Origin of the sequence: Streptomyces sp. NBC_00287 (assembly GCF_036173105.1) — a bacterium.
Lineage (GTDB): Bacteria > Actinomycetota > Actinomycetes > Streptomycetales > Streptomycetaceae > Streptomyces.
Window position 1 is genome coordinate 4,709,957 of sequence record NZ_CP108053.1, and the last position, 18,223, is coordinate 4,728,179.

An 18,223-nucleotide genomic window follows, 5' to 3' on the forward strand; every position below is an offset into this window, starting at 1 on the left:
GCGGCTGTGTGCCGGCTGAGAGTACTGAGGAAGCTGAAAATTCAGCGGGTGAGCGTCGGCGCCGGGGTGCGCGGCCACACCGTCCAGCCATGGCGGCGGGCCTGTTCCCGCATCTCCGGGTCGTCGCCGACCACGACCGCCCGGCCCGTCATGCGCAGGAGGGGCAGGTCGGAGATGTGGTCGCCGTAGGACGTGGAGGCGGGCAGGTCCAGTCTGCCCGTGGTCGTCAGGGTGCGGACCGCCTCCGCCTTCGCCTCGCCGATCATCGGGCGCTCCACCTGCCCGGTGTACATGCCGTGCGCGGTCTCCGGGTCCGAGCACACGACGATGTCCGCGTCCAGGTGCCGGGCGATCGGCGCCAGGCAGGCCCGGAACGAGCCCGAGACCAGCACGATGAGGTCCCCCTCGCGCTGATGCCGGCGCAGGGCGGCGACCACGTGCTCGTTGAAGAAGGCGCCCCGGTCCAGTTCGGCCCGGAACCACTGCTCGGCGAGGGCCGCTGTGGCACGTACGTCCGCGCCGGCGTACGACGCGAAGTAGGCGCGGTTGGTCTCCGTGCGCGGGACTCCGGCGGCCGTCATGGCCTTCAGCCGCTGGCGCTCGTAGCGGTACGCCGACGGCGGATGCCCTTCGGCGGCCAGCCGGAACTCCAGGAAGCGGAACATGCTGGTGACGTTGATGACGGTGCCGTCGACGTCGAAGAACGCGGCAGTGCGTGGTCGCAAGGCGGTTCCCTTCCGTGAGGTGGATGCACCCGCCCCGCGCGGCCGACGGGGGGTTGAGGGCACGCGCGGGGCGGGAGCGGTCAGCCGGCCTCGGCCAGCGGGGCGTCGGCCTCGGCCACCGGCAGCAGGCCCCGCTCCGCGAACACCCGCTTCGCCGTGCTGAGGCTGTTGAAGGTGCGTGGGAAGCCGACGAAGGCCAGGCCGTGGACCAGGGCGTCCACCACCTCCTGCGGGGTGACGCCCGCGTTCAGGGCCAGGTTCAGATGGAAGGCGAACTGGCGCTCGGTGTCGCCGAGGGCGGTGAGCAGCGCCAGCGTCGTCAACTGCCGCTGCCGGTCGTCCAGACCGCCCCTGCCGTACAGGTCTCCGAAGACGAACTCGGCGACGTACCGGCCCATGTCGGGCGCCACGTCGGCCAGCGTCGTGAAGATCGCGTCGCCCGAGTCGCCGAGTTCGAGGAGCTTGGCCTGCCCGCGCTCGAAGCGAGGGTTGCCCTTTTGTTCGTCGCGGATGTCGCGGGTCATACGGCGGGCTCCGCATGGCGGGAGGTGAAGTCCAGGAGGCGCTGCCAGGCGTCGGCGCTGATGTCCTTCCACTCCGGGGCGCCGCCGTCGAAGAAGGAGTGCGGGGCACCGTCGTAGATCTTGTACTCGTACGGCTTGCCCGCGTCGTCCAGCTTGCCGCGGAAGGCGGCGAAGTCCTCCTGGGTGGTGGCGACGTCGTCGCCGGCGAGGAGGAGCAGCAGGGGTGCGGAGATGTCCTTCAGGCGGTCCTCGGCGAGGCCGGGAAGGCCGTAGAAGCCGATCGAACCGGCCAGTTCGAGGCCGCTGCCCGCAAGCCGCCAGGAGTGGCCGCCGCCGAGGCAGAAGCCGACCGAGAAGACGGTGACGCCGGGGTTCTGCTCGGTCAGCCAGGCGACCGCGGCCCGGGCGTCGTCGGCCACGCTGTCCGGGACCAGCTGCTTGAAGTGCGGCTGCCACTCGAACTCGTCGTCGCGCGGCCCGAGTCCGGCCGTACGTCCGTAGTAGTCGAGCACGACGGCGGCGAACCCGGCCTCGGCGAACCGCCGGGCCAGCTCCTGGTAGTAGGCGTGGACGCCGCGGATGTCCGGCAGGATCACCACGCCGCGTCCATTGGGCTCACCCGGCCGCGCGTGGAAGGCGCTGAACGCCGTCCCGTCCTGGGAGGTCAGCTCGATCAGCCCCTCCTCGGCCACGCTGCCGGGGTTCTCGACGGCGGGGGGCCTGCTGTCGGTGCTGTGGCACATGGGGTGTTGGCCTCTCTTCGATGGTGATTGCGGGGGGACCCCGGATCCCTCACGCCGTGCGCAGGACGCCGCGGGAGCGGGCGCGGACGCTGATGGCGCAGGTCAGCCGAGCGGTGCAGGTGCGTCTGCCGGAGCTGTCGGTGATGACGATCTCGTAGGTGGCGGTGGTGCGGCCCTCGTGCAGGGGGCGGGCTTCACCGGTCACCGTGCCGCCGGCCACCCAGCGGTGGTGGGTGCAGGACAGGTCCAGGCCGACCGCGTGGCCGCCGGGTCCGGTGTGCAGGAACGCGGCGAGGGATCCCAGGGTCTCCGCCAGTACGGCGTTGGCGCCGCCGTGCATGATGCCGACGGGCTGGCGGTTGCCGTCCACGGGCATGGTGCCGATGACCAGGCCCGGCTCGCAGCGCACCAGCTCGATGCCCATCTTCGAGACGAGCTGCTGATGGCTGAACTCGGGCGTCACGACCCAAGGGCCGAGCGTGATGTCGGACATGGCTGCCTCCCCGTGTGCGGCACTGGAATCCGTGTCCGCGAACACCTCGGACGCTAGTCAATTCCGGGGCGTGCGGAAAAGGGCGACAACTGGTGGTGTCCAGGGTGGTGTTGGCAGTAACCGCATGAGCCGACTCTCGTTGTGGCGAGATTTCTCGGCTAGCTTCGAGCAGACCGAGAAGCGCCCCCTGGATCCGCCAATAGGAAACCTGGGCCCGTCATAAGGGAGTTGTCTGGAATGCTGCCTGCCAAGGAATTACTCCTCGACTCCGTCGACGACTATCTGGGGCCCGGCGAAAAGCGGTTCTTCGGTTCCGGATTCCGGCGCGTGCAATACCGCTACGACAAGGTCGAGATGACCGGCGGCCGGGACCTGCCCACCGAGCTCGGCAGCCGGCTCGACGTCGTCTACCCGGCCGACTGGTCGACCAAGGCCAAGACGCGGGGTGATCTGCGGCCCCATCTGAGCACCGTCGACGGCCTGATCATCGCCGTGCACATGAGCGAGACGGCCCTCACCCACGCCCTCGGCCTCGGCCCGGAGAGCCGGCGCGCGGGCCGGGTGCTGTCGGTGCGGATCAAGGCGGGCACCGGGCCGGACGAGGAGCTGACCGGTCTTCCGGTGCGCACCACCGTGCTCGGTGTGCCGGTCCCGGACCGCGAGGGCGAGGCGGTGTCACGGCTGCAGACCATGGTCGGCGCCATGCGGGTCCGTACCGACCTGCGCCATCCGCTGCCGGAGCCCGCTGCCGGCGCAGCCGCCGCATCCACCTACACCGGCCCGGCGGAGCTGCTCGGGCCGGTGGACCGGCAGTACTACGGCACCGGTTTCGCGGCCCGGACGCAGAGCGTGCGCAAGGTCGCGGTCCGGGTGGCCGAGGCCCGCGCCCACGCTGTCGTGGACGTGGCCCAGGAGCCCGGCACCGTGCTGGCCACCGAGGGCACGGAGGGCCTGTACCAGCCCTTCGTCGGACTGATCGACACCTTCGTGACCAGCCTTCAGCTCGGCCAGATCCTGCTGTACGAGACCGACGGGATCTCCCGGGGCTCCAGCAACACCCTGTGGATGCGCACCACCGCCATGAAGGCGAGCGCGGAACCCGATCCCATCCGCTACGAGACCCCGCTGGATGTACGGCTGGAAAACAGCACGTTGCTTCGGCGGGACGAAGAGATCTGGCGCGCCGCCGACATCGTCGGACAGCTCGCCGGAAACACCGTGCGTTGTTCCATCGCGCACCGGCTTCCCGGCTGATTCACCGGCCACCCTTTTCACAACTGGAGAGCCTGTCATGCGTATCGCCATATCCGGCACGTATTCCTCCGGAAAGACCCTCACCTCGTACGCCCTCGCGCATTACGTGGGAATTCCGCGCACCCGTGCCCGCACCATGCGGGAGCTGCTGCCCGAGGCCGTGCCCGGCAAGACCCTGGAGCAGTGCACCGCGGCCGAGCTGGTCCAGCTGATCGTGCGCCGCCATGTGGACCGGGCCGTCCACGAGAGCCGCTTCAAGGGCTCGTTCATCTCCGACGGCTCCTCGCTGCAGGAGTGGATCTACGGCGCGGTGCGCGTCGTCGTCGGCATCAACCCCAATGACTCCGTGCACCTCAGCGAGCTGGAGAGTGTCGAACGCACCGCGGACATCCGGGTGTTCGACGCGGTCATGGAGCAACTGGGCATCGCCTTCAAGCAGCATGTGAAGCAGACGTACGACGTCTTCGTGCATCTGCCCAACGAACTGGCGCTGGCCGCCGACGGGCACCGCCCGGTCAACGAGCGGTTCCGTTCCATGGCCGACGAGCGGCTGCTGGAGGTCGCGGCCGAACTCGGCATCCCCGCACACGTGGTGGGCGGCACCGTCGAGGAGCGGCTGGTGGAGATCGCCCGGCTGTTCGACCTGCCGGCGCTGATGTCGCCGGAGGAGGCCATCGCCAAGGCCCAGGCCGAGTACGAGGCCCTCGACATGCGCACCGAGTCCGACCGGGCGTCGGTGATCGTGCGATGACCGCACGGACCGCCGTTCTCGCGGGCCTCGGCTCCGCACTGCCGCCCCGGGTGGTGACCAACCACGATCTGACCGCCCGGATGGACACCTCCGACGAGTGGATCCGCACCCGGACCGGTATCGCCGAGCGGCGGATCGTCGACCCCGGCACCGCCACCAGCGACCTCGCCATCGAGGCCGGACGGCGGGCCCTGGACTCGGCGGGCGAACCGGATGTCGGGGCCGTGGTGCTCGCCACCGCCACTCCGGACCACCCGTGCCCGGCGACCGGTCCGACCGTCGCCGCGGGGCTCGGGCTCGGCACCGTGCCCGCCTTCGACGTCGGAGCCGTGTGCTCGGGGTTCCTGTACGCCCTGGCCACCGGCGCCGGTCTGATCGCCTCCTCGGTGGCGGACAGCGTCCTGGTGGTCGGCGCCGACGCCTTCACCACCATCGTCGACCCCTACGACCGCAACACCGCGCCGATCTTCGCGGACGGCGCCGGAGCCGTAGTGCTGCGCGCGGGACGGGCCGACGAACCGGGCGCTCTGCACCGTACCGAACTCGCCAGTGACGGGCTGCAGTCCGACCTGATCCGGGTGGCGGCCGGCGGCTCCCGGCAGCGCAGTCACCACAGCGCGGCGCTGCGCGAGGACCAGTACCTCACCATGCGCGGCGGCGAGGTGTTCAAGAACGCGGTGCTGCGGATGACCGAGGCCTCCCGCACCGTCCTCGAGCGCACCGGCTGGTCCACCGCCGATGTGGACCTCCTCGTCGGCCACCAGGCCAACGTCCGCATCCTGCACGCCGTAGCCGAACAGCTCGGCATCGGCCAGGAGCGGGCCTACGTGAACATCGGCCACACCGGGAACACGGCCGCGGCCTCGATTCCGCTGGCCCTGGACGACGCGCACGGCGAAGGGCGGCTGCGGGCCGGGGACAAGGTGCTCCTGACCGCCTTCGGCGCCGGTACGACCTGGGGCGCGATCACTCTGACCTGGCCCGACGGCCTCCAGTACACCGGCATGCCCCACTCCGCCGCGGCCTGATCCAGCCCGGCGCCCGCACACCGCACACCTCACCCCCGCCTCACCGATCCACGCAAGCCCCGGAGCCCGGCTCCGAGGAGGGAGTACGAGATGCCTGTCACGGCATATCCCGGACTGGTCGCGTTCATAGCCGAGAAGGCCGAGATCCCCATCGAGGAGATCGACCCGGAGCGCACCCTGGAGGACCTCTCACTGGACTCGCTCACCCTGATCGAGATCGCCCTGTTCATCCAGCGCGAGTACGGCATCGAGGTGCCGGAGGGCGACCTCGTCCTCGGCCAGAAGCTGTCCGAGTGGGCGGCCTACCTCGACGAGCGGAGCGGCCGGTGAAAGCCGTCGTGACCACCGGGGCCGGCGCCCCGGACGTGCTGCGCCTGACCGAGGTCGACCGCCCCACGCCACTGCCCACCGAGGTGCTGGTCCGCGTCGAGGCGGCGAGCGTCAACCCCGTCGACTGGAAGATCCGCGCGGGCGTCTTCCCGCCCGGAGCGCTCGGCGCCCCGCCGTTCGTGCAGGGCTGGGACGTCGCCGGCGTCGTGGAGTCCGGGCCCCGGGTGACCCGGTTCGAGCCCGGCGACGAGGTGTTCGGCCTCATCGGCTTCCCTCGCCCGGGCGGCGCGTACGCCGAGTATGTGACCGCGCCCGCCCGGCAGTTCGCCCGCAAACCGGTGGGGCTGAGCTTCGAGGAGGCGGCCGCGCTGCCGCTGGCGGGGCTCACCGGCTGGCAAACGCTGGTGGAGACCGCGCGGATCCGGCGGGGCGACAAGGTACTCGTCACCGCGACGGCGGGCGGCGTCGGCCACCTGGCCGCCCAGATCGCCCGGGCCCACGGAGCCGAGGTCACCGGCACGGCCCGCGCCGAGAAGCACGACTTCCTGCGCGAGGTCGGCGTGGACCACCCGGTCGACTACACGGCTGGCCCGCTGCACCACACGGTCACCGGACAGGACGTCGTCCTCGATCTGCTCGGCGGGGAGCACAGCTTCGAACTGCTCCGCACCCTGCGCCCGGGCGGACTGCTGATCACCGTGATCGGACACGTCAGCCCCGAACTCGCCACCCACGCCGCCAGTTTGGGCGTACGCGTGACGGGCTTCCTGGTCGAGCCCGACCACACAGGGCTCGAAGCGCTCGCCGCGCTGGTCGAGGCGGGCCGGCTGAAGGTGCGCGTGGACCAGGTGTTCAAGCTGGCCGACGCCGCGAAGGCGCACGAGTACGGCGAGTCCAACCGCACCACCGGAAAGATCGTGCTGATCCCATGACGTCGCCCATCGCCGCGAACAGCTCGGCCGGACGCCGCGTAGCCAGGCCCAGTCCGGCGGTTCAGGTCGGCCGGAAGGAACGGCACATGGCAATCGAGTCGAGCGGCGGCGATGGGGGCGCCCCCTCCGGGGGAGCCCGTACCAAGGCCCGCGCCGAGGCGATGCGCCCGGCGGGCGGTCTGCCCGACCGGCTGGTCACGGTGTTCGCCGTGGCCGCCGGGATGGCCGTGGCCAACATCTATTACGCGCATCCGCTGCTCACCTCGATCGCCTCGGCGTTCGGTGTGGGCAGCACCGCCGCGGCGCTGGTGGTCACGGCCTCCACCGCCGGGTACACCGTGGGCCTCGCCCTGCTGGTGCCGCTCGGCGACACGGTGAACCGGCGCCGGCTGCTGGTGGCGCTGCTGCTGGTGACCGCGGTGGGGCAGGCCGCCTCGGCCGCCGCGCCCACGGTCACCGCGCTGATCGTGCTGTCCGGGCTGATGGCGGTGACGGCGGTGGGCGCCCCGCTGCTGGTGGCGTTCGCCGCCGCCCTCGCCCGGCCCGAGCAGCGCGGCCGGGTCACCGGCCGGATGCTCAGCGGGGTCCTCCTCGGCGTGCTCCTCGCCCGCACCGGCGCGGGCCTGCTGGCACAGTGGACCGGCAGCTGGCGCTCGGTGTTCGCGGTCGCCGCGGTCGGGATGCTGGTGCTCGCGGCACTGCTGTGGCGGCTGCTGCCCGACCTCGAACCGGCCGAGCGGCTCGGCTACTTCACCCTGCTGCGCTCGGTCGCGTCGGTGGTCGCCCAGGAACCGCTGCTCAGGCTGCGCTGCCTGTACGGCTTCCTCACCTTCGCCTCCTTCAGCGTCTTCTGGACCTCGGCGGCCTTCCTGCTCGCCGAGCCTCCGTACGCGTACGGCGAAGCCCTGATCGGCGCGTTCGGGCTGCTCGGGGCGGCTGGGGCGCTGGCCGCGCGGTTCATGGGGCCGCTGGTGGACCGCGGCCGCGACCGGCTGGCCTCGACCCTGCTGTACGTCGCGAACCTGGCCGCCTGGGGGCTGCTCGCCCTCGACGGCGGCCACCTCCTGGTGTGCCTGGTGCTCGGTGTGCTGCTGCTCGACTTCGGTGTGCAGGGCGCCCAGGTGACCAACCTCGGTGTGCTCTACCGGCTGCGTCCCGAGGCCCGCAGCCGGATCACGATGGCCTACATGTCCGCCTACTTCCTGGGCGGTGCGGCGGGTTCGGCGCTCTCGGGTGTCGTGCACTCCGCCGCCGGGTGGGCCGGAGTGTGCGCTGCCGGGGGCGGCCTGGCCGCACTCGTGCTGGTGCTGTGGGCCGTCGAACAAGCGCGCACCCCACGGCCGTAGCGAATCCCTCCACATACGAACTCTGGAGTTCTCGTGTCCACTCGTCCGACGGGTGCCTCACGGTCCCGTCCCGTTCTCACCCTCCTCGCGGTCTGCGTCTCCTGCGGACTGCTCCCCGCCTCCCTGACCGGAACCTCCGTCGCCCTGCCCGACCTCGGCAGTGATCTGGACGCCTCGCTGGTGACCGTGCAGTGGGTCGTCAACGCCTACAACCTCACCTTCGCCAGCGTGATGCTGGTCGCGGGATCACTCGCCGATCTGGTCGGCCGGCGCCGGATGTTCACGCTCGGGCTCGTCGTCTTCGTGCTGTGCACGGCCGGTTCGGCACTGGTCTCCGAGGTCGTGCTGATCGACGTGCTGCGCGGTGCCGCGGGCGTCGGCGCGGCGATGGTGCTCACCGCGGCGACCGCACTGCTCGCCCAGGCCTACGAAGGCCCCGCCCGGGCAAAGGCGTTCGGCCTCCTCGGCTCCTCCTTCGGGCTCGGTCTCGCCCTCGGCCCCTCCCTGTCCGGGCTGCTCGTCGGAGCCTGGGGCTGGCGCTCGGTGTTCCTCGCCCACGCCGCCGTGGCCGCCGCCGTACTGCTGCTGCGCCCGGCGCTGGCCGAGTCCCGCGACCCGGAGGCCTCCGGCGTGGACTACGCCGGGGCGACCACGTTCAGCGGCGCCCTGTTCGCCTTCACCCTCGCCCTGGTCGAGGGGCCGCAGCTCGGCTGGGCGCACCCGGTGGTGCTGGCGCTCGCGGTGCTGGCCGTCGTACTGATGGTGTCGTTCGTGCGGATCGAGAAGCGGCGGGCGCGGCCGATGCTGGAGCTGTCGCTGCTGCGCGAGCCCAAGTTCGCCGCGATCAGTCTGATGCCGGTGCTGCTGGCGTTCGGGTTCGTGTGTCTGCTGGTCTTCCTGCCGTCCTTCTTCATCGGCGTGAACGGCATGAGCTCATCGCGCGCCGGTCTGACCATGCTGCTGCTCAGCGGCCCGGTGCTGGCCCTGCCCGTGATCAGCGGGGTGCTCGCCCGCAAGGTCAGCACCTCGGTGCTGCTCGGGGTCAGCCTGCTGCTGGTGGCCGGCGGCGCGGCCTGGCTCACCGTCCTCGACCAGCACTCCACCACCGCCGTCCTCGTCGGGCCGCTGCTCGTCATCGGCACCGGCGTCGGCATCTCCTTCGGTCTGCTCGACGGCGCCGCGATCGGCTCCGTGGACGCGAGCCGGGCGGGCATGGCGGCCGGACTCTTCAACACCATGCGGCTGACGGGCGAGGCCGTCGCCATCGCCGGGATGGGCTCGGTGCTGGTCAGCCTCACGCAGCGCAATCTGCACGGCTGGGAGGGCAGCGTCGACGACCTCGCCAACCGGGTCGTGCAGGGCGAGATCAGTGCCGCGGCGGATCAGGTGCCCGCCGAACAGCGGGCGGACTTCACGGCGTTCGTCTCCGGCGCCTACACCGACGCCCTGCACACCGTGCTGTGGCTGCTCGCCGCCGTATGCGCGCTGGGCGCCCCGCTGATCATGCGGATGCTGCGCCCCGCCCCGGCCGGGAAGGCCACCGCCGCCGCCGATCGCGACACCCGGGAACCGATCACGATGGGAGAGACCTCATGAGCACACCCGACAGGAGCACCCCCGATGACAGGGCGGTGCTGGTCGTCGGCGCGGGCCCGGTGGGCCTGACCGCCGCGGCCGAACTGGCCCGCCGGGGCACCCCGGTGCGCCTGGTCGACAGGACGGACGGGCCCAGCCCGCTGACCAAGGCGCTGATGGTGTGGCCGCGCACCCTGGAGGTGTTCCGCGGGCTCGGCGCCGCCGCGTACATCGACCAGCACGGTCTGCCGGTGCACTCCTTCCGCTACAACTCCGGCACCGACCCGATCTGCGACATCGTCTTCGGCGACCGCACCCGCCCCATGGTGATCATCCAGCCGGACGTCGAGGAACTGCTGCACGAGGCCTTCACCGAGGCCGGCGGCAAGATCGAGTGGCGCACCGAGCTGACCCGGCTGAGCCAGGACCCGGACGGGGTCCTCGCCACTCTGCGCGCCCCGGACGGCACCGAGACCACCGAGGAGTTCGCCTACGTCATCGGCGGCGACGGAGCGAGCAGCACCGTCCGCAAGTCGCTGGGCATCGAGTTCAAGGGCGCCACGTACCCGAACGTCTTCATCCTCGCCGACACCGAGATCGACGGGGACCTCCAGCGCGACGCCGTGCACTACTACTGCACCAAGAACGGGATCATGGTCCTGGTCCCGCTCTACAACGGCCGCTTCCGCGTCTTCACCGCGGGCCCGCCCGGCATGCGCCCCGAGGACCTCACCGAGGAGGTCCTCCAGGACTTCGTCGACAAACGGGGCCCCGGCGGCCTGAAGCTGTACGACGTCTCCTGGCAGACCACGTTCAGCATCCACGCCCGGCACGCCGAGCGGTTCCGCGCCGGACGCGTCTTCCTCGCGGGCGACGCCGCGCACATCCACAGCCCCGCGGGCGGCCAGGGCCTGAACACCGGGGTGACCGACGCCCACAACCTCGCCTGGAAGCTGGCGCTGGTGCACCGCGGCGCGGCCGCGCCGGGGCTGCTGGACAGCTACGGCAGCGAGCGCGCCGCGGTCGCCGAAGGTGTGGTGAAGCAGGCCGAGGTGCAGACGAAGGCGTGGATGCTCGCCAAGCGCTGGCAGATCGCGCTGCGCGATGTCTCCGCCCGGCTCGCCGAACGCTCCGGCGTCTTCGACCGGTTCTACTCGCCGTGGCTTGCCGGTCTGACCAACCACTACCCGGCGGGACCGGCCGTCGACGAGGAGCAGGGCGGCCGGCTGCGCCGCCCCCGCCTGCGCAACGGCCATCTGATCACGGACGCCGCCCTGCGCGAGTCGCTCCCCGTCGACCGCTACACGCTCCTCGTCACCGGCCCCCGCCCGCCCCGGCTGGCCGAGCTGGCGGAGACGTACGGCGATCTGGTGACGGTCCGCTCGGCGCCGGGCCGGCGTTTCTCGGCCGTCCTGGTCCGCCCGGACCACTATGTCGCCGCCCAGGACACCACCCCCGAACTCGACCGCATCCACGGCCATCTGGCCACGCTGGCCCCGGCCGGCCATCTCACCAGGGAAGGACACAGCGCATGACGCAGAACACCACAGAGATCGTCCAGGAGTTCTTCGGCCGGTTCGGCGTGGGCGATCTGCCCGGGCTGCCGGAGCTGTTCGCGGAGGAAGCGGACCTGGTGGTGGCGGGCGCCCCCGTCGTCCCGTGGACGGGGCACCTCGTCGGCCGCCATGAGGTGGAGGGCTATTTCCAGCGGTTCGTGGCCGCGGTGGACACCCAGAGCTTCGATGTCGAGCGCATCGCCGTGGACGGTGAGGACGCCTTCGTCCTCGGGGAATTCACCCACAAGGTGATCTCGACCGGCAAGTCGTTCTCGGGCCCCTTCGCGATCCGGATCACGGTCCGCGACGGCCTCATCCAGCGTTATCAGACCTTCGAGGACTCCTACGCGGCGGCGATGGCCTTCGACGGCAGCTGATCGTCGTCGGCCCCTCCTGCTGGCTCACCGTCCTCGCCCGGCCGGTCCGGATCGTCCGGACCGGCCGCGGCGAAGAAGGTGTCCAGTTTGTCCCGCGTTTCCTGCACTGTCGGCATGTGCAGGACCAGCTGGACCTCGTGGTCGGCCGCGAGTTCCCATTCGTGCACATCGAAGCTGAGCGCTCCGACGGTGTCGTGGCTGATCTCCTTGGTACGGCTTCTGGACGGTTCCAGCACTTCATGGCTGCCCCACAACCGGGCGAACTCCGGGCTCCTGTCGGTGAGCTCGTCGAGGATGCGCTCGACCTCGGGGCGGCCGAAGCAGTCGGCCACGTCCGCGCGGTAGCGGGCGACCGTGCTGCGGGCGAGCGCGTCGGCGTGTGCGTAACGGCGGCGGCAGGTCTCGTCGGTGAAGAACTCCACCAGGATGTTCCCACCGGGTCCCCCGAAGCCCAGGAACTCCGGTACGGCCGAGTTGGCGGCCAGGATGTTCCAGGAGCGGTCCCGCACCAGCGCCGGGTTGGGGAACCAGTGGTTCACGATCTCCGCGAGACGCTCGGGATCGGCGGGGCCGCTGTCGGGCCGCTGGTCGACGTCCGGCGTCTTCAGGCCTGCGAGCCGGTGCAGGTAGATCTCCTCGGCGGGGTTGAGCCGTAGCGCTCCGCTGATCGCGCCGAGCACCGATTCCGAGACGTTGATGTCCCTTCCTTGTTCCAGCCACGTGTACCAGGACGTGCCGACCCCGGCGAGGACGGCGACTTCCTCCCTGCGCAGTCCGGGAGTACGCCGGCGACCCGACGCGCTGAGCCCGACTTCCGCCGGGGACAGTCGCATTCGCCGGGTCCGTAGAAAGTGAGACAACTCTTCAAGTTGACGCTTTCGGCGACCTATCGTCATGAATCACGAGGCTGTACGAAGGGCAATAACCAGTCAAGCAAAAGGTTCGTCAAGGATGGCTTGAAACCGCCAGCCCGGGGCCAACGAGTCGTAGAACAGCAGGTCCTGAGGGAGCTTCGAGAAAACTTCGAGTTTGCCGTGTGGCTGATTCTGGACGCCGATAAAGGCGGATTTCAGACCTCCACTTTCGGCCACCGAAGGGTTACCGCCAGAAAGCGCGCGGGATTTTCTGATTCGCCGTTCAAATACCCCGGTGCCGCTTTCGGAATTGGTGCGGCAGGGCAACTACACCGCCAGCAAAGGCGAGGCGTCCTTCCGCCACTTGAGGATCTTGTCGAAGCTCACCACCGCGCCGCCCTGCCCCGGTTTGTTGCCGATGTGGACATGATCGGCGAGCTCCTGGATCAGATACAGCCCCCGGCCGTCCTCGGCCTCCATGGACATCGGACGCGAGCCCCGGTTCGTACCGCCGAAGCCGGGGCCGGAGTCGGCGACCTCGATCCGGCAGGTCTCGCCGTCCAGGTAGGCGGTGACACGGTAGGCCTGCGAGCCGCCGTCGAGGGCGGTGTCCCCGCCGTGCTCCACGGCGTTCGCACAGGCCTCGCTGAGCGCGATGGAGAGGTCGTACGACACATCCGGGTCCACGCCCGCGCTCTCCATGGTGCCGAGCAACAGCCTCCGTGCGAGCGGCACGCTCGCAGCTTCCCGCCGCAAATGGAGTGACCACCAGATGCTCATGCTCCAGCCTCCCGGCCGCGGCTCGACATACCGTTACGTATTGCCGCGCGCGCCCGGGTGTAAGCACATCGTTGACGTGATACCGCCCATATGGGCGATGCGCCTACAGCCGCCGACGGTGTATGTGGGGCCGGTTCACACCAGAGGGGGATCTTCCGGCCCTTAGGTCATCTTGTGGACCTGCCGTATGGGCGCCGTAAGGCCAGTGCGATGATTGGGCCGCCATGAGTGCCCCCCACCAGCGCACGGCGCGCGCCGGACGCGATGTCCGGATCCTGCGGGCCGCGGTGTTCGCCGCGGTCTGTGTCGTGCTGGCCGCGGGCGGACACGCACTCGGCTCCTGCGCCGCCATCCCGCTGTGGACGCTGGGGGCGGGATTCCTCGCGGTCCTCGCGGTCGCCGTACCGCTCGCCGGACGCGAGCGCTCGCTGCCCGGCATCGCGGCGCTGCTCGCGCTCGGACAGACCGTGCTGCACACCCTGTTCGGTCTCGGCCAGCACGGGGCCACGGCCACCACGAGCGCCACCGCCGCCGACGCCTCGCTCGTCGCGCAGGCCGCGCGGCTCGTCTGCGGGACCACGGCGGCGGCCATCAGCCCCGCCCAGGCCCACAAGATCCTCACCGAGGCCCGGCTCCGGCCCGCCTCCGCCCACCCGCACCACGAGGCGGAGTCCGTCACCGAGTCCGCGTCGCTGCTGCCGTCGCTGCCGATGCTGCTGGCCCACCTGCTGGCGGCCGTGGCCGCCGGCTGGCTGCTGCGCCGCGGTGACCTGGCCCTCGGGCGACTGGTCGAACTGTCGGCCTCGGTCACCGAAGGCGCGCTCGTACGGTCGCTGCGCGCGGCCCTCGCCCTGGTCCGCGCCGGACTGCCGCGCATGCCCGAACCCGGCCCGCGCCTGCCGCGCACCGCGGCCCTCGCGCCCCCGCGGCCGCACACCACCGCCCTTCAGCACACGGTGATCCGGCGCGGCCCGCCCGCCGCCGCACCCGCACTCGTGCTCGCTGCCTGACGCGACGCGACCACCACTGGGAGATCCACCTCGGATTCCGGTAGGGGCCGCCGTCGCGCGGCCCGCGCATGCCACCACAGAACGCATGCGCCCCTCTTCACCACCGGAACAACCGAATCTCACTCACCGTGGAGTGCTCCCGCATGAAGACCTCTTCCCGTATCGCCGCCGCCTGCGCCCTCGCCGGTACGGCCGTACTCGCGCTGTCCGCACCCGCCTTCGCGCATGTCACCGTGCAGCCCGAGGGCGAGGCCGCCAAGGGCGGTTACGCGGTCGTGGACTTCCGGGTCCCGAACGAGAGCGACAAGGCGTCCACCGTGAAGCTGGAGGTCAGCTTCCCCATGGACACCCCGCTCGCGTCCGCCATGCCCGAGCCGATCGCCGGCTGGACCGCGAAGGTCACCAAGGCCGAGCTCGACAAGCCGATCGAGCTGCACGGCCAGGAGATCAACGAGGCCGTCAGCAAGATCACCTGGACCGCGACCGGCAAGGGCGTCGAGCCCGGCTTCTTCCAGAAGTTCCCGGTCTCCATGGGCGCCCTGCCCGAGGACGCCGACGAACTGGTCTTCAAGGCGGTCCAGACGTACGACGACGGCGAGGTCGCCCGCTGGATCGAGGTCCAGCAGGAGGGCCAGGAGGAGCCGGAGAAGCCCGCTCCGGTGCTGACCCTGTCCGAGGCCTCCGAGGACGGCCACTCGCACGGCTCGGAGTCGAGCGAGGAGGCGAGCGAGGAGCCGTCCGACGACGCCTCCCAGGCCGCCGCGACCACCACCGCCGACGACGCCGACTCCGACAGCAGCGACACCACCGCCCGCGTCCTGGGCGTCGTGGGCATCGTCGTCGGCGCGATCGGCGTGGCCTACGGCGTGCTCGCCGGCCGTCGGCGTACCAACGCCTAGTCCTGGGCGCGCGCCGGGCCGTACCGCCCGGCGCGCGCCCCAGCCCTTCACCTCCGGGAAATTTCGCCATGCGCACCAAGAAGTTCGCGGCGGCCGCGCTGCTCGCCGCTGCCACCCTGACCCTGTCCGCCTGCGGCAGCGGTGACGACGACGCGTCTCCCGTCACCGTGGTCTCCGAGGAGGCCGGCTCCGAGAAGGCCGCGACCGTCCTCGACCAGCCCTTCGAGAAGCCGGACCTGGTCCTCACCGACACCAACGGCAAGTCGTACGACTTCCGCAAGGAGACCGCGGGCAAGCCGACGCTGATCTACTTCGGCTACACCAACTGCCCCGACATCTGCCCGCTGACGATGAACAACATCGCCGTCGCCAAGAAGCAGCTGCCCAAGGCCGAACAGGACGAGCTGCGCGTCGTGTTCGTCACCACCGACCCCGAGCGCGACACCGCGTCCGCGCTCGGCAAGTGGCTCAAGGGCATCGACTCCCAGGTCGTCGGCCTGACCGGCGACTTCGACACCATCCAGGCCGGCGCCCGCACCCTCGGCATCAGCATCGAGCCGCCGCACAAGGAGAAGGGCAAGATGGTCTCCACGCACGGCACCCAGGTCATCGCCTTCTCGCCGAAGACCGACGGCGGCTATGTGCTCTACGGCGAGGACGCCACCGTCGACGACTACACCAAGGACCTCCCCGAGCTGATCAAGGGGGAGAACCCGTGAGGCGTCCCGGCATCGCTGCCGCGGTGACGGCCGTCGGCGTGCTGTTGGCCGGCTGCGGCTCGGACGACGGCGACTCGGGCCCCGAACTCTCCGTCAGCGGCGCCTACATGCCGCAGCCGGTCTCCGACTCCATGGCGGCGGGCTTCCTGACGATCGAGAACGGCGGCGGCACCGAGGACGAACTGACCTCCGTCACCAGCGACATCGCGGGCGCCGTCACCGTCCACGAGACCGTCGACTCCGCGATGCGGGAGGTCAAGAACCTCGCCGTGCCCGCCGACGGACAGGTCGCCTTCAAGAGCGGCGGAAACCACCTGATGTTCGAGAAGCTGAAGCGCAAGCCGAAGCAGGGCGACACGGTGTCCGTGGTGCTGCACTTCGCCGAGGCCGACCCCGTCACGGTCGAGATGCCGGTGAAGCCGGCCACGTACACCCCCGCGACCGGACACTGAGGGAGGGACCCCTTTTGACCCCGACCATCGCCCCTCGCCTGAGGAGCCTGGTACTGCTGCTGGTGGCAGCGGCCGGGCTGCTCCTCGCCGGTGCCGGACCGGTCTCCGCGCATGCCGCGCTGACCGGCAGCGACCCCCAGCAGGGGGCGGTGGTCGAACAGGCCCCGGACCGGGTCTCGCTCACCTTCTCCGAACAGGTCGCCATGTCCGGCGACTCCCTGCGCGTCCTCGCCCCCGACGGCAAGCGCGTCGACACCGGCAAACCGGCGGGCGTCAGCGGCACGACGTACGCCGTGCCGCTCAACAGCGGCCTGGCGGACGGCACCTACACCGTCTCCTACCAGGTCGTCTCGGCCGACAGCCATCCGGTCGCCGGTGCCTTCACCTTCTCCATCGGCGCCCCCTCGGCGACCTCCGTGTCCGTCTCCGACCAGACGGCGGGCGGCGGGGTCGTCGGCGTGCTCTACGGCTTCGGGCGCTATGTCTCCTACGCGGGCTTCGTCGTCATGGTCGGCGGCGCCGCCTTCGTGCTCGCCTGCTGGCAGCGCGGCTCCGGGGTGCGGGCCGTGCAGCGGCTCGTCGTCTCCGGCTGGCTCGCGCTCACCGCGGCGACCCTCGCGCTGCTCCTCATGCGCGGCTCCTACACCGGCTCCGGCAAGGTCGGCGACATCTTCGACCTGAACCTCCTCGGCGACGTCCTGCAGACCAAGACCGGCGCGGCCCTGGTCTCCCGGCTCCTGCTGCTCGCCGCGGCGGCCCTGTTCATCGCCGTTCTCTTCGGGGCCTACGACAAGCGCGAGGACCAGGAGAAGCGGGACCTGACCTTCGGGCTCGCGATCGGCGGGACCGTCGTCGCGGCCGGGCTCGCGGCGAGCTGGGCCATGTCCGAGCACGCCTCCACCGGCCTGCAGCCCGGCATCGCGATGCCGGTCGACGTGGTCCACCTGCTCGCCGTCGCCGCCTGGCTCGGCGGACTCACCGCCCTGCTCGTCGCCCTGTACCGCTCGCCCGAGACCCCGGTGGACGGCACGGCCGTACGCCGGTTCTCGGCGCTCGCGTTCGGCAGCGTGGTCGCGCTCGTGGTGACCGGGATCTACCAGTCCTGGCGTCAGGTCGGCTCCTGGTCGGCGTTCACCGAGACCCGCTACGGGCAGCTGCTGCTCATCAAGATCGGCCTGGTGGCGCTGCTCGTCGGCGTCGCCTGGATCTCGCGGCGGTGGACGGCACGGCTGGCGGAGACGGTGGCGGTCAAGCCCCGGAAGCAGACCGTCGCGGCGACCGCGTCCGGTGACCCCAAGCGGGCCGCCCAACTCGCCCGGCAGCAGGCCGCCATGGACACGGCCCGGCAGAAGCGGCTGCGGGACGCCGACCCGAACCGCTTCGGACTGCGCCGCTCGGTGCTCGCCGAGGCCGGGGTCGCCCTCGTACTGCTGGCGGTCACCACCGCCCTGACGTCCACCGAACCGGGCCGTACGGAACAGGACGCCGCCAAGGCCACCGCGTCCTCCTCCACGCCGTCCACCGACGCCTCCGGGGCGCTGACCCTGGACATGTCCTTCGACACCGGCGGCGAGGACGGCAAGGGCGTCGTACGGCTCGAACTCGACCCCGCGCGCGTGGGCGGCAACGAGATGCACGTCTACGCCACCCGGCCCAACGGGCGGGCCTTCGACGTCCCCGAGGTGAAGGTCGCCTTCACCCTCGAAACCCAGGACATCGGGCCGCTGCCCGTCGTCCCGGACCACATCACCACCGGACACTGGTCGGCCAACGGAGTGCAGATCCCCATGGCCGGCGACTGGAAGATCGCCGTGACCGTACGGACCTCCGACATCGACCAGACGACCGTCTCCAAGAACGCGCAGATCGGCTGAA

The 18,223-nt window shown here is 71.1% G+C and carries 20 protein-coding genes; 14 read left to right on the forward strand and 6 right to left on the reverse strand.

The window, feature by feature from the left end:
* Positions 1-41: 41 nt before the first annotated feature.
* The 4 genes from OHT76_RS21460 to OHT76_RS21475 form a co-directional block, all read right to left on the reverse strand.
* Positions 42-725, reverse strand: a complete 684-nt coding sequence (locus OHT76_RS21460; RefSeq protein ID WP_328872465.1) for an HAD family hydrolase — start codon at positions 723-725, stop codon at positions 42-44.
* Positions 726-805: 80 nt separating this feature from the next.
* Positions 806-1,249, reverse strand: a complete 444-nt coding sequence (locus tag OHT76_RS21465; protein ID WP_328872466.1) for a carboxymuconolactone decarboxylase family protein — start codon at positions 1,247-1,249, stop codon at positions 806-808.
* Positions 1,246-1,992, reverse strand: coding sequence for a dienelactone hydrolase family protein (locus OHT76_RS21470; protein ID WP_328872467.1), 747 nt, complete (start codon positions 1,990-1,992; stop codon positions 1,246-1,248). The genes OHT76_RS21465 and OHT76_RS21470 overlap by 4 nt, the downstream gene beginning before the upstream one ends.
* 49 nt (positions 1,993-2,041) lie before the next feature.
* Positions 2,042-2,485, reverse strand: a complete 444-nt coding sequence (locus OHT76_RS21475) for a hotdog fold thioesterase (RefSeq protein ID WP_315882995.1) — start codon at positions 2,483-2,485, stop codon at positions 2,042-2,044.
* Between the two features lie 237 nt (positions 2,486-2,722).
* On the opposite strand from OHT76_RS21475, the gene OHT76_RS21480 reads away from it, so the two are divergent.
* The 9 genes from OHT76_RS21480 (at position 2,723) to OHT76_RS21520 (ending at position 11,634) form a co-directional block, all read left to right on the forward strand.
* Positions 2,723-3,739, forward strand: a complete 1,017-nt coding sequence (locus OHT76_RS21480) for an AvrD family protein (protein WP_328872468.1) — start codon at positions 2,723-2,725, stop codon at positions 3,737-3,739.
* Between the two features lie 37 nt (positions 3,740-3,776).
* A complete protein-coding gene (locus tag OHT76_RS21485) occupies positions 3,777-4,490 on the forward strand; it encodes an AAA family ATPase (protein ID WP_328872469.1) in 714 nt (237 codons plus the stop codon).
* Entirely contained in the window at positions 4,487-5,518 is a 1,032-nt protein-coding gene (locus OHT76_RS21490) for a beta-ketoacyl-ACP synthase III (protein ID WP_328872470.1), read from the forward strand. The genes OHT76_RS21485 and OHT76_RS21490 overlap by 4 nt, the downstream gene beginning before the upstream one ends.
* Positions 5,519-5,608: 90 nt before the next feature.
* A complete protein-coding gene (locus OHT76_RS21495) occupies positions 5,609-5,848 on the forward strand; it encodes an acyl carrier protein (protein WP_315882991.1) in 240 nt (79 codons plus the stop codon).
* The gene (locus OHT76_RS21500; RefSeq protein WP_328872471.1) at positions 5,845-6,780 is read left to right on the forward strand and encodes an NADP-dependent oxidoreductase; all 936 of its coding nucleotides are present in this window, start codon (positions 5,845-5,847) and stop codon (positions 6,778-6,780) included. Before OHT76_RS21495 ends, OHT76_RS21500 begins: the two co-directional genes overlap by 4 nt.
* An 86-nt stretch (positions 6,781-6,866) precedes the next feature.
* Complete coding sequence (locus OHT76_RS21505; RefSeq protein WP_328872472.1) at positions 6,867-8,126, forward strand: MFS transporter; 1,260 nt, start codon at positions 6,867-6,869, stop codon at positions 8,124-8,126.
* Positions 8,127-8,159: 33 nt separating this feature from the next.
* Positions 8,160-9,722 carry an MFS transporter gene (locus tag OHT76_RS21510; protein WP_328872473.1) on the forward strand — a complete coding sequence of 521 codons (1,563 nt, stop codon included), beginning with the start codon at positions 8,160-8,162 and terminating at the stop codon, positions 9,720-9,722.
* Positions 9,719-11,236, forward strand: a complete 1,518-nt coding sequence (locus OHT76_RS21515; protein ID WP_328872474.1) for an FAD-dependent monooxygenase — start codon at positions 9,719-9,721, stop codon at positions 11,234-11,236. The genes OHT76_RS21510 and OHT76_RS21515 overlap by 4 nt, the downstream gene beginning before the upstream one ends.
* Complete coding sequence (locus OHT76_RS21520; RefSeq protein ID WP_328872475.1) at positions 11,233-11,634, forward strand: nuclear transport factor 2 family protein; 402 nt, start codon at positions 11,233-11,235, stop codon at positions 11,632-11,634. The genes OHT76_RS21515 and OHT76_RS21520 overlap by 4 nt, the downstream gene beginning before the upstream one ends.
* Here the strand turns inward: OHT76_RS21520 and OHT76_RS21525 are convergent.
* A complete protein-coding gene (locus OHT76_RS21525) occupies positions 11,601-12,530 on the reverse strand; it encodes a helix-turn-helix transcriptional regulator (protein ID WP_328872476.1) in 930 nt (309 codons plus the stop codon). The genes OHT76_RS21520 and OHT76_RS21525 overlap by 34 nt on opposite strands.
* 285 nt (positions 12,531-12,815) lie before the next feature.
* Positions 12,816-13,268 carry an ATP-binding protein gene (locus OHT76_RS21530; RefSeq protein ID WP_328872477.1) on the reverse strand — a complete coding sequence of 151 codons (453 nt, stop codon included), beginning with the start codon at positions 13,266-13,268 and terminating at the stop codon, positions 12,816-12,818.
* A 224-nt stretch (positions 13,269-13,492) separates the two neighbouring features.
* On the opposite strand from OHT76_RS21530, the gene OHT76_RS21535 reads away from it, so the two are divergent.
* The 5 genes from OHT76_RS21535 (at position 13,493) to OHT76_RS21555 (ending at position 18,222) form a co-directional block, all read left to right on the forward strand.
* Positions 13,493-14,278 (forward strand): hypothetical protein, encoded by a 786-nt coding sequence (locus tag OHT76_RS21535; RefSeq protein ID WP_328872478.1) that lies wholly within the window; start codon positions 13,493-13,495, stop codon positions 14,276-14,278.
* Between the two features lie 143 nt (positions 14,279-14,421).
* Positions 14,422-15,177, forward strand: a complete 756-nt coding sequence (locus OHT76_RS21540; protein ID WP_328872479.1) for a YcnI family copper-binding membrane protein — start codon at positions 14,422-14,424, stop codon at positions 15,175-15,177.
* A 68-nt stretch (positions 15,178-15,245) separates the two neighbouring features.
* Complete coding sequence (locus tag OHT76_RS21545; protein WP_328872480.1) at positions 15,246-15,896, forward strand: SCO family protein; 651 nt, start codon at positions 15,246-15,248, stop codon at positions 15,894-15,896.
* The gene (locus tag OHT76_RS21550) at positions 15,893-16,348 is read left to right on the forward strand and encodes a copper chaperone PCu(A)C (protein ID WP_328872481.1); all 456 of its coding nucleotides are present in this window, start codon (positions 15,893-15,895) and stop codon (positions 16,346-16,348) included. The genes OHT76_RS21545 and OHT76_RS21550 overlap by 4 nt, the downstream gene beginning before the upstream one ends.
* Positions 16,349-16,362: 14 nt before the next feature.
* On the forward strand, positions 16,363-18,222 hold the full coding sequence (locus tag OHT76_RS21555; protein WP_328872482.1) for a copper resistance CopC/CopD family protein: 1,860 nt from the start codon (positions 16,363-16,365) through the stop codon (positions 18,220-18,222).
* The last annotated feature ends 1 nt before the right edge of the window (position 18,223 follow it).

What these genes read in the sequence shown, in the direction of transcription:
- OHT76_RS21465 (WP_328872466.1), bottom strand. Translation starts at nt 1,249, where the DNA reads ATGACCCGCGACATCCGCGACGAACAAAAGGGCAACCCTCGCTTCGAG.
- OHT76_RS21470 (WP_328872467.1), bottom strand. Translation starts at nt 1,992, where the DNA reads ATGTGCCACAGCACCGACAGCAGGCCCCCCGCCGTCGAGAACCCCGGC.
- OHT76_RS21475 (WP_315882995.1), bottom strand. Translation starts at nt 2,485, where the DNA reads ATGTCCGACATCACGCTCGGCCCTTGGGTCGTGACGCCCGAGTTCAGC.
- OHT76_RS21480 (WP_328872468.1), top strand. Translation starts at nt 2,723, where the DNA reads ATGCTGCCTGCCAAGGAATTACTCCTCGACTCCGTCGACGACTATCTG.
- OHT76_RS21485 (WP_328872469.1), top strand. Translation starts at nt 3,777, where the DNA reads ATGCGTATCGCCATATCCGGCACGTATTCCTCCGGAAAGACCCTCACC.
- OHT76_RS21490 (WP_328872470.1), top strand. Translation starts at nt 4,487, where the DNA reads ATGACCGCACGGACCGCCGTTCTCGCGGGCCTCGGCTCCGCACTGCCG.
- OHT76_RS21495 (WP_315882991.1), top strand. Translation starts at nt 5,609, where the DNA reads ATGCCTGTCACGGCATATCCCGGACTGGTCGCGTTCATAGCCGAGAAG.
- OHT76_RS21505 (WP_328872472.1), top strand. Translation starts at nt 6,867, where the DNA reads ATGGCAATCGAGTCGAGCGGCGGCGATGGGGGCGCCCCCTCCGGGGGA.
- OHT76_RS21515 (WP_328872474.1), top strand. Translation starts at nt 9,719, where the DNA reads ATGAGCACACCCGACAGGAGCACCCCCGATGACAGGGCGGTGCTGGTC.
- OHT76_RS21520 (WP_328872475.1), top strand. Translation starts at nt 11,233, where the DNA reads ATGACGCAGAACACCACAGAGATCGTCCAGGAGTTCTTCGGCCGGTTC.
- OHT76_RS21525 (WP_328872476.1), bottom strand. Translation starts at nt 12,530, where the DNA reads ATGACGATAGGTCGCCGAAAGCGTCAACTTGAAGAGTTGTCTCACTTT.
- OHT76_RS21530 (WP_328872477.1), bottom strand. Translation starts at nt 13,268, where the DNA reads ATGAGCATCTGGTGGTCACTCCATTTGCGGCGGGAAGCTGCGAGCGTG.
- OHT76_RS21535 (WP_328872478.1), top strand. Translation starts at nt 13,493, where the DNA reads ATGAGTGCCCCCCACCAGCGCACGGCGCGCGCCGGACGCGATGTCCGG.
- OHT76_RS21540 (WP_328872479.1), top strand. Translation starts at nt 14,422, where the DNA reads ATGAAGACCTCTTCCCGTATCGCCGCCGCCTGCGCCCTCGCCGGTACG.
- OHT76_RS21545 (WP_328872480.1), top strand. Translation starts at nt 15,246, where the DNA reads ATGCGCACCAAGAAGTTCGCGGCGGCCGCGCTGCTCGCCGCTGCCACC.